The organism is Streptomyces sp. NPDC051180, assembly GCF_040689545.1.
Lineage (GTDB): Bacteria > Actinomycetota > Actinomycetes > Streptomycetales > Streptomycetaceae > Streptomyces.
The window spans coordinates 55,624-64,540 of sequence record NZ_JBFBBC010000024.1; the positions used below are offsets into that span (position 1 = coordinate 55,624).

At 72.2% G+C, this 8,917-nt stretch carries 10 protein-coding genes and 1 pseudogene; 4 read left to right on the forward strand and 7 right to left on the reverse strand.

Going from position 1 to position 8,917, the window contains the following annotated elements:
• Positions 1-73: 73 nt before the first annotated feature.
• Positions 74-796 carry a 3'-5' exonuclease gene (locus AB0424_RS29400; protein WP_366309659.1) on the forward strand — a complete coding sequence of 241 codons (723 nt, stop codon included), beginning with the start codon at positions 74-76 and terminating at the stop codon, positions 794-796.
• Between the two features lie 21 nt (positions 797-817).
• On the opposite strand, the gene AB0424_RS29405 is transcribed toward AB0424_RS29400, so the two are convergent.
• Together AB0424_RS29405 and AB0424_RS29410 are read right to left on the reverse strand one after the other, a co-directional pair.
• The gene (locus AB0424_RS29405) at positions 818-1,648 is read right to left on the reverse strand and encodes an alpha/beta fold hydrolase (protein WP_366309661.1); all 831 of its coding nucleotides are present in this window, start codon (positions 1,646-1,648) and stop codon (positions 818-820) included.
• A gap of 45 nt (positions 1,649-1,693) precedes the next feature.
• Complete coding sequence (locus AB0424_RS29410; protein ID WP_366309663.1) at positions 1,694-2,551, reverse strand: aminoglycoside phosphotransferase family protein; 858 nt, start codon at positions 2,549-2,551, stop codon at positions 1,694-1,696.
• 104 nt (positions 2,552-2,655) lie between these two features.
• Here AB0424_RS29410 and AB0424_RS29415 point away from each other — a divergent pair.
• The 3 genes and pseudogenes from AB0424_RS29415 to AB0424_RS29425 form a co-directional block, all read left to right on the forward strand.
• Positions 2,656-2,838: pseudogene (locus tag AB0424_RS29415) on the forward strand (sugar ABC transporter substrate-binding protein); the annotation flags it as partial.
• Between the two features lie 140 nt (positions 2,839-2,978).
• Positions 2,979-3,533: a DUF1697 domain-containing protein gene (locus AB0424_RS29420; protein WP_366309665.1), complete on the forward strand. Its 555-nt coding sequence runs from the start codon at positions 2,979-2,981 to the stop codon at positions 3,531-3,533.
• 74 nt (positions 3,534-3,607) lie between these two features.
• Positions 3,608-4,234 carry a DsbA family protein gene (locus AB0424_RS29425; RefSeq protein WP_366309667.1) on the forward strand — a complete coding sequence of 209 codons (627 nt, stop codon included), beginning with the start codon at positions 3,608-3,610 and terminating at the stop codon, positions 4,232-4,234.
• Positions 4,235-4,252: 18 nt separating this feature from the next.
• On the opposite strand, the gene AB0424_RS29430 is transcribed toward AB0424_RS29425, so the two are convergent.
• From AB0424_RS29430 to AB0424_RS29450, 5 genes are all read right to left on the reverse strand, one after another.
• Complete coding sequence (locus AB0424_RS29430) at positions 4,253-4,999, reverse strand: sirohydrochlorin chelatase (protein WP_366309669.1); 747 nt, start codon at positions 4,997-4,999, stop codon at positions 4,253-4,255.
• Positions 5,000-5,007: 8 nt separating this feature from the next.
• Entirely contained in the window at positions 5,008-5,901 is an 894-nt protein-coding gene (locus AB0424_RS29435) for an ABC transporter permease subunit (protein WP_366309671.1), read from the reverse strand.
• Complete coding sequence (locus tag AB0424_RS29440; RefSeq protein ID WP_366309673.1) at positions 5,888-6,682, reverse strand: ABC transporter ATP-binding protein; 795 nt, start codon at positions 6,680-6,682, stop codon at positions 5,888-5,890. The genes AB0424_RS29435 and AB0424_RS29440 overlap by 14 nt, the downstream gene beginning before the upstream one ends.
• 34 nt (positions 6,683-6,716) lie before the next feature.
• On the reverse strand, positions 6,717-7,826 hold the full coding sequence (locus tag AB0424_RS29445; RefSeq protein ID WP_366309675.1) for an aliphatic sulfonate ABC transporter substrate-binding protein: 1,110 nt from the start codon (positions 7,824-7,826) through the stop codon (positions 6,717-6,719).
• A 205-nt stretch (positions 7,827-8,031) separates the two neighbouring features.
• A partial coding sequence (locus AB0424_RS29450; RefSeq protein WP_366309677.1) for a hypothetical protein occupies positions 8,032-8,917 on the reverse strand: 886 nt, incomplete at its 5' end.

An 8,917-nucleotide genomic window follows, 5' to 3' on the forward strand; every position in this document is an offset into this window, starting at 1 on the left:
GGTTCCGGGAGCGTTGTCAGTGGCGCGTGCGAGGGTGGTCGCACCACGGGGGAGATCACGTAAGGAGGACCCGATGGCTTGGCACGGCGACACGCTGGTCGGCTTCGACCTGGAGACGACCGGCACGGAACCGCTGGAGGCACGGATCGTCACGGCCTCGATCGTCGAGGTCGACGGCGGGGGGCGCGTCACCCGACGGCGGGACTGGCTCGCCGACCCGGGCATCCGCATCCCGGAGCAGGCGTCCGCGATCCACGGCATCAGCACCGAGCGCGCGGCGGCCGAGGGCCGGCCGGTGCGCGAGGTCGCCGACGAGATCGCGCGGACCCTCGCCGCCTACTGGGAGGACGGCGTGCCGGTCGTCGCGTACAACGCCTCCTTCGACCTGACGCTGCTGGCCGCGGAGCTGCGCCGCCACGGCCTGCCCTCGCTGACGGACCGGCTCGGCGGCGCCGACATCGGCCCGGTCGTCGACCCCTACACCATCGACCGCGCCGTCGACCGCTACCGGCGCGGCAAGCGCACCCTGGAAGCGGTCTGCGGGGAGTACGGCGTCGTGCTCGAAGCCGCACACCAGGCGGCCGCCGACGCGCTCGCCGCCGTCCGGGTCGCCGTCGCGATAGCCGAGCGGCACCGGCAGGTGGCCGCCCTGGACCCGGCCGAACTCCACGCGCGCCAGATCGGCTGGTACCGCGCCTGGGCCGAGAACTTCCAGGCGTTCCTGCGCGGCAAGGGCGACCCGGAGGCCGTCATCGACCCCACGTGGCCCCTGCGCCAGGCCGTCGCCGTCGCCTAGGGGGCGCGATCAGGGCGGGGCCTAGCCGTTCTCCTTCAGGAACGAGAGCAGCAGGTCGTTCACGCGCTCCGGCTGGTCCAGCTGGAGCCAGTGGCCCGCCTCCTCCACCCGCTCGTACCGCCAGGACCCCTGGACGTGGGCGGCGGTGCCCGTCATCGAGCGCTCGGTCAGGAACCGGTCGCCGGTGGACCAGACGCCCATGACCGGCAGCGTCATCGGCACGGGAGGCAGCGGCAGGTCGGCGCCGAACTGCACCTCGGGCGGCAGGCCCGCGCGGTAGATGTCGAGGGCGGCCGTCAGCGCGCCCGGCGCCCGCAGCGGCTCGATGACCGCCTCCGCGTCCGGGTGCTCGGCCAGCATCTCGCGCAGCTGGGCGAAGTCGTCCCGCGCCAGCCAGTCCTCGGCCACCCCGGCCAGCTGGAACAGCAGCATGTACCAGGACCGCTGCTTCTGCTCCCAGCCCGCGTCCCGGATGGCCGCCAGGTGACCCACCGACAGCAGGCTCAGGCTCCGCACCCGGTCCGGCACGACGCCGGCGAGGCCCTGGACGATGCCCGAGCCCCAGTCGTGGCCGACCAGATGGACCCGGTCGACGTCGAGCAGGGCGAGGAGCTGGAGCAGGTCGCCCACGTGCTTCGCCGGGTGGTACGCCGCCGGGCCGCCCTCGGGCCGGTCCGACGCCCCGAATCCACGCAGGGTCGGCGTCACGCACCGGAAGCCGGCCGCCGTCAGGGCCTCCACCTGACCGCGCCACAGGTGACGGCTGTCGGGGAAGCCGTGCACGAGCAGCACGGCCGGCCCCTCGCCGCTCACCTCGACGTCGAGCGCCACCTCGGACAGCTGTACCCGCATCCCGACACCCCGTTCGCACGCACTGGTTCGACCGGGGCCATGATGTCAGAACGGGTACCAGCGGACCTCGGGATCACCGTCCCGCAGCGAGGCCACCCGCCGCTCGAATTCGGCCAGCGCCTTCGGGTTGGCCGGAGCGTGCTGCGCCACCCACGCGCAGCTCGCCGTCTCCCGCGCGCCGCGCAGCACCGCGCACCCCTCCCACTCCCGGACGTCCCAGCCGTACGCCTCCGTGAAGGCGTCGTAGGCGGCCGGGTCGAGGCCGTACCGGTCCCGCGAGAGAGCCAGCACCACGAGGTCGTGCTCCCGCAGATCCGACGAGAACGTCTCCAGATCGACCAGGACGGGACCGTCGGGACCGACGTGGACGTTCCGCGGAAGGGCGTCGCCGTGGATCGGCCCCGGCGCCAGCCGCGGGACCAGCGCGGCGGCGGCCGGGGCGAAGGCGTCACGCCGCTCCCGCAGGAACGCCGCGTCCGCCGGATCGATCGCGTCGCCCGCGAGCCGCAGCCACCGCTCCACCCCGCCGAGCAGGTCGCGGCGGGGGAGCGCGAACCCCACCGGCTCCGGCAGGGCGTGCACCGCCCGGAGCAGTGGCGCCAGATCACGGGGCTCGGTCGGCCGCACGGCCTCCGGCAGCCGGTGCCACGACGTCACCGGATGCCCCTCGACGAGCAGCGGCTTCTCCTCGGCGGCACGGACGGCCGGCACCCCCGCCGCCTCCAGCCACGAGGCCAGCGCCAGCTCCCGCTCCGCCCGCCCGAGCAGCTCCGCGTCCCGGCCGACCTTCACCACCCGCTCGCCCACGGCGAAGACCGCGTTCTCCCCGAGCGCGAGCAGCCGCGCCTCCGCGGCGGGCAGCCCCGCCGCCGCCAGGATCTCCCGTGCCCGCGCCTCGTCCATCGCTCACTCCCTTGACCCGTGTGTCTGCGCCAAAGTCTCGCATCCGCGCAGCTCACCGCGTGGATCGCCGTGACGGTCCGACGGACCGTCAGGAAGGCCGGTACGCGGTCGCGCGGCGGCTGCGCCCGGCGCCAGCGCAGTCGGTGCGGGGCCATCCGGAGTGGAAGGACAAGGTGGCGACCGCGGCCTTCCAGGAGTTCTACAGCGGCGCCGTCGACGCGGCCGAACCGCGCAGGAGGCTGGTGGAGGACGGCAATCGGGTGCTCGCCCGCTATCAGCGCAAATGATGGATTCGTCATTACGAAACCTTGTTGAATAAGTCACAGATGAGTGAAGGGCCTTCTCCCTGATCCCCTCCATCGGCCAGTGTTCGAACCGGCCACCGTGCCGCCCCCCACGCGGCGCGGTGGCCACCTAGATTGGCCCCATGACGAAGACGTACGCGGCCCTGCTCCGCGGGATCAACGTGAGCGGACACCGGAAGGTCCCGATGGCGGAGCTCCGGGACGTGCTCGAAGGGCTCGGCCACCGGGACGTCCGCACCTACCTCCAGAGCGGGAACGCGGTCTTCACCACAGACGCGGCCGCCTCGGAGGAGACGCTCACCGCCGGCCTCGAAGACGCGATCGAGAGCCGTTTCGGCTTCCGCGTCGACTGCCTGGTCCGCGGCGGCGACTACCTCGCCGCCGTCGCCGACGCCTGCCCGTTCCCCGCCGCCGAGCTGGAGGGCAAGCAGCTCCACGCCGTCTACTACTCCGGGCCCGCCGACCCGGAGCGCTTCGCCTCGATCGACCGCGACGCCTACCTCCCCGAGGAGTTCGCCCTCGGCGACCGGGTGCTCTACCTCTACGCCCCCGACGGCCTCGGGAGGTCCAGGCTGGGCGAGGCGGTATCCCGTCCGGCCGTCGTGAAGGGACTCGTCGCCACCGCGCGGAACTGGAACACCGTGCTCAGGCTCATCGAGATGACCCGCGGGGACTGACCCCGAAGTGGCCCACTCAGGTGGCCTGGGATTGGACCAGGGTGACAGGCCACCTCCTGGCTAGATTCGACCGTATGACGACCACCGAGACCGCGCCCCGAGCCACCGTCGACTTCTACTTCGACCCCGCCTGCCCCTTCGCGTGGATCACCTCCCGCTGGATCCTCGAGGTCGAGCGGCTCCGGGACATCGACCTCCGCTTCAAGGTGATGAGCCTGTACCTCCACAACGAGGGCAACACCCTGCCCGACTGGTACCGCGCACTCGTCGACGCCTCCATCGGCCCGGTCCGGGTCGCGGCCGCCGCCGCCGAGCAGCACGGCGAGCAGATCCTGCGCCCGCTCTACACCGCGTACGGCACACGCATCCACGAGGGCGAGCGGAAGGACCTCGACGCGGTGATCGCCGAGTCGCTCGCCGAACTCGGCCTCCCCGCCGCGCTCGCCGACGCCGCCCACGACCCGGCGTACGACGAGGCCGTCCGCCGCAGCCACGACGCCGGCAAGGACCCCGACGCCGAGGCGTACGTGGGCACCCCGACGATCCACGTCGACGGCACCGCCTGGTTCGGACCGGTGCTGCGGGCCGTCCCGCGCGGCCAACGGGCCGCGGAACTCTTCGACGGCTTCCGGGTCCTGGCCGGCCACCCCGACCTCTTCGAACTCAAGCGGACCCGGACCGGCGGCCTCGACTTCACCTGACGGACCGCAGGCCCCGTACTAACCGGCGGCCGCGGCCGCCCGCTCCGACACGCGCAGCGCGTCCTCGTACCGCTCCACCAGCAGGGCGGCCAGCTCAGGGGAGGGGCCCAGGACGTCCGCCAGGACGTCGGCAGCCGCGGCACCGGCCGCGATGCGGTCCGGCAGCCGGCCCGGCGCGATCACGTAGGGCGCGACCGCCACCCGGCGGACGCCCGCCTCCGCACGCAGGGCCCGGACGGCCTCCTCCGTGCGGGGAAGGGATGCGGAGGCGAACGCGGGTCGCACGGAGCACCAACCGGTGCGCCGCAGCTCCCGCGCCGTTTCTGCGATCACCGCGATCGCCTCCGGGTCTGTGGAGCCCGCCGAGGCCAGGACGACCCCGGTCGCGCTCTTGTCGCCGGGCGTCAGCCCGGCCTCGTACAGCCGCCGCTCCACCGCCGAGATCAGCAGCGGCGAGGGTCCGAGGACCTCCGCCTGGCGGATCCGCAGCGACGGCGGGGCCTGGCGGAGCACGGCGGGGATGTCCGCCTTCGCGTGGAAGGCGCGGGTCAGCAGCAGCGGAAGCGCCACCACGTCCCGCACCCCCTCGGCGGCGAGCCGTTCCAGCACCCCCGTCACCGAGGGCAGGCTGAACTCCAGGAACGCCGTCTCCACCCGCAGCCCCGGCCGCAGCGCGCCGGCCCGGCGCACCAGCGCCTGGACGGTGGCCGCGTGCCGCGGGTCGCGGCTGCCGTGGGCGACGACGAGGAGGACGGGGCGGTTCATCGGGCGGCTCAGCTCTTCGTGAGCAGGCCGCGGCGGCGCAGCACCGCGCGCTCCAGCGGGCTGAAGATCAGCAGGTCGATGGCGATGCCGACGATCAGGATCAGGATGATCGCCAGGAAGATGCCCGCCATGTCGATGTTGTTCCGGCCGTTCTCCAGGAGCTGGCCGAGGCCGAGACCCAGGTCCGGCGAGGAGGCGATGATCTCGGCGGCCATCAGCGAACGCCAGGAGAACGCCCAGCCCTGCTTCAGACCGGCCAGGTAACCGGGGAGCGCGGCCGGCATCACGATGAACCAGGCGCCCTTGACGCCCGTCGCGCCGAGCGTCTGGCCCGCCCGCAGGAACAGCGGCGGGACCTGGTCGACACCGGCGACCAGACCGTTGGCGATGGACGGGACGGCGCCGAGCAGGATCACCGCGTACATCATGCTGTCGTTGAGACCGAGCCACAGGACGGCGGGCGCCACCCAGGCGACGGAGGGGAGCGACTGGAGACCCGCGAGGATCGGTCCGATCGCCGCCCGCACGAACTTCACCCGGGAGACGAGCAGCCCCAGCGGGGTGCCGATGGCCAGCGCCAGGACGAACCCGTACAGCGCCCGGGACACGCTGGTCCACAGGACGCCGAGGATCGTCCCCTCCTTCCACATCGCGGTCAGGCTGTCCCAGACCGCCGACGGGGCCGGCAGCTTGTACTCGTCCGTCACCTTCAGCGTGACCAGGAGCTGCCACACCACCAGGACGAGAAGGACGGCGACGACCGGCGGCAGGACCTTCTTGAGCAGCACCTCACGGACCGGGGTCCGCCGGATCTGCACGCTGTCGAGCGCGTCGAGGCCGGCTTCGAGGCCGGCGAGGTCGTCGGACTTCGGGGACTTCGGGGCGGCTTCAGTGCTGGCCATGACGGCGGATCTCCCCACGCAGGTGCTCGGTGATCTCGAGGGACAGCTCCGCGACGTCGGCGTCCTCGATGCGGCGCGGCTGCGGAATGTCGATGGTCCACTCGTGCGCGATCCGGCCGGGCCGCGAGGAGAGGAGGACGACGCGCTCGGCCAGCCGCACGGCCTCGCGCACGTTGTGGGTGACGAAGAGCACCGACAGCCTCGTCTCCCGCCAGATCCGGGTGAGTTCGTCGTGCAGGACGTCCCGGGTGATGGCGTCGAGCGCCGCGAACGGCTCGTCCATCAGCAGCAGGTCGCTGTCCTGGGCCAGCGCGCGGGCCAGCGCGACCCGCTGGCGCATGCCGCCGGACAGCTCGTGGACCCGCTTGCCGTACGAGCCGCCGAGCCGGACGAGTTCGAGCAGCCGCTCGGCCTCGGTGCGGCGGTCGGCCTTGGCCACCCCGCGCAGCCGCAGGGCCAGTTCGATGTTCTTGCCCGCGGTCAGCCACGGGAAGAGGGCGTGCTCCTGGAACATCAGGGCCGGCCGGCCGCCGGGGGTCTCGATGGACCCCGCGGACGGCCGGTCGAGCCCGGCGACCAGGTTGAGCAGCGTGGACTTGCCGCAGCCCGAGGCGCCCAGGAGGGTGACGAACTCGCCCGGGGCGACATCGAGCGTGATGTCGTCGAGGACGAGCTGCCCGCCGCCGGGTCCGCCGAAGGACTTGGAGACATGCTCGATGCGGGCGGCATGCGTCACCGCCGCACGGTCCTCGGCCTTGGCGAGCGTCGTGGTCGTGGCCATGGTCGTCACCTCCTGGGAATGAGCTGCGGGCTGGTTACTTCGCGCCGAGACCGGCGTCGGAGACCTCGGGCTGGCCGGCGGCCTTCAGGACCTTGTTCAGCGGCTTGAGGTCGTAGATGCCGGACAGCTCGGGCTTCTCCAGGAGGCCCGCCTTCACCGCGTGGTCCGCCTGGGCCTGCAGGGTGGCCGCCAGCGGGTCGTTGGTGAACTGGATGGACGGCCACGCGGCGTCGATCACCTTGTCGCCCAGCGCCTTGCCGGAGAGGTCCTTGAGCTTGGCGTTGGCCGATGCCTTCGCCTTGTCCGGGTTGGCGTTGATCCAGGCGTTGGTCTTCACCGCGCCGCGCAGGAACGCCTCGACGACGTCCGGGTGCGCCGTCAGGAACTTCTGCGACACGATGATGTTGGTGATCACGAACTTCTTGTCCGGCCACAGGTCGGACTCGTTGATCAGCACCTTCGCACCGTCGCTGACCAGCTTCGAGGCGGTCGGCTCGGGCACCCAGGCGCCGTCGATCGCACCGGAGGCGTAGGCGTTCGGCGTGACCTTGTTGTCCGTGCGGACCACGGAGACGTCGCCCTTGCCGCTCTGGGCGTCGACCTTCCAGCCCTTCTCGGAGATCCAGTTGAGGAAGGCCACGTCCTGCGTGTTGCCGAGCTGCGGGGTGGCGATCTTCTTGCCCTTGAGGTCGTCCAGGGTCTTGATCTTCGCCGGGTTCACGACCAGCTTCACGCCGCCGGAGGCGGAGCCGCCGACGATCCGCAGGTTGGTGCCCTTGGTCTTGACGAAGCCGTTGATGGACGGCGAGGGGCCGATGAAGCCGATGTCGATCGAGTCCGCGTTCAGCGCCTCGATCTCGGACGGGCCCGCGTTGAAGGTGGTGGACACCAGCTTGGTGCCGCCCAGCTCCTTCTGGAGGATGCCCTCCTGGTCACCGACGAGCGCGGTGGCGTGCGTGAGATTGGGGAAGTACCCGAGCCGTACGGTGTCGGCGGAGAGCTTCTCGCCCTCGGCGGCCACCTTCTTCTCGTCGTTCTTGGCCTCGGAGCCGTAGCCGCACGACGCGAGCGCGCCGATCAGCAGCGGCAGGGCGGCGGCGGCGGCGATGCCGCGGCGGAGGGTGGTACGGGTGGTGGCAGGCACGGGAAGTGTTCCCCTCGATTCAGCTTCTGCGAAGTCTTCGTCTATGTCGTTCGGGGTGGAGCGGGTGGAGCCGTGTCGCACCGCTCGCGCGGCGCATCGAGGTCAGCACGCACATCGCGCGACACCTCCCGTGCCCGAGCCGAGGGAGCCGGAGCCCACCCGGCCGCCCTCCTTGGCGAAAGTGGCGTAGACGTCCTGGGTCATCTCAGAAATCCCACCCTTCTTCCTCGTCCACCGCGGCGACGGCCTTGGCCGTGGCGAAGGACTCGCCCGCCATGCCCGCCGCGAGTGTGGTGCCGTCGGCCGGATCGATCAGCAGGAACGAACCGGTGCGCCGGGAGTCGGCGTACGAGTCGAGCGCCAGGGGCTCGGCCGTCCGTACGACCACCCGGCCGATGTCGTTGGCGACCAGCTGCCCGGGGTTCGGGTGCTGGGACAGGTCGTCCAGGGTCAGCCGCGAGGGGATCTCCTTGACGATCGCCTTGACCGTGCGCGTGGTGTGCTTGAGCAGGACCCGCTGGCCCACGGCGAGCGGCCGGTCGGCCACGTGGCAGACCGTCGCCTCGACATCCTGGCTGGTCGCCGGGGCGTCGCCGACCGGGGCGAGCAGGTCGCCGCGCGAGATGTCGATGTCGTCGGCGAGCCGGATCGTGACCGACTGCGGGGCCCAGGCGATGTCCACCGGCTCGCCGAGGGCGTCGATCCCGGTGATCGTGGACGTCCTCCCGGACGGCAGGACCGTGATCTCCTCGCCGACCCGGAAGGCCCCGGCGGCGATCTGGCCGGCGTAGCCGCGGTAGTCGGGGTGCTCGGCGGTCTGCGGGCGGATCACGTACTGGACCGGGAACCGCGCGTGGCAGGCCGTCAGGTCGTGGCTCACCGGGACCGTCTCCAGGTGCTCCAGCACCGTCGGGCCGCCGTACCAGTCCATGTGGGCGGAGGGCTCCACCACGTTGTCGCCGGCGAGCGCCGAGATCGGGATCGCGGTGATCTCCGGGACGCCGAGCTCGGAGGCGTAGGTGGTGAACTCCTCGGCGATGGCGGCGAAGACGGGCTCGGCGTAGTCGACGAGGTCCATCTTGTTGACGGCG

Bases quoted from the DNA above. Each gene is read 5' to 3' on its own strand.
- AB0424_RS29400 (WP_366309659.1), top strand. From the start codon at position 74: ATGGCTTGGCACGGCGACACGCTGGTCGGCTTCGACCTGGAGACGACC.
- AB0424_RS29405 (WP_366309661.1), bottom strand. From the start codon at position 1,648: ATGCGGGTACAGCTGTCCGAGGTGGCGCTCGACGTCGAGGTGAGCGGC.
- AB0424_RS29410 (WP_366309663.1), bottom strand. From the start codon at position 2,551: ATGGACGAGGCGCGGGCACGGGAGATCCTGGCGGCGGCGGGGCTGCCC.
- AB0424_RS29420 (WP_366309665.1), top strand. From the start codon at position 2,979: ATGACGAAGACGTACGCGGCCCTGCTCCGCGGGATCAACGTGAGCGGA.
- AB0424_RS29425 (WP_366309667.1), top strand. From the start codon at position 3,608: ATGACGACCACCGAGACCGCGCCCCGAGCCACCGTCGACTTCTACTTC.
- AB0424_RS29430 (WP_366309669.1), bottom strand. From the start codon at position 4,999: ATGAACCGCCCCGTCCTCCTCGTCGTCGCCCACGGCAGCCGCGACCCG.
- AB0424_RS29435 (WP_366309671.1), bottom strand. From the start codon at position 5,901: ATGGCCAGCACTGAAGCCGCCCCGAAGTCCCCGAAGTCCGACGACCTC.
- AB0424_RS29440 (WP_366309673.1), bottom strand. From the start codon at position 6,682: ATGGCCACGACCACGACGCTCGCCAAGGCCGAGGACCGTGCGGCGGTG.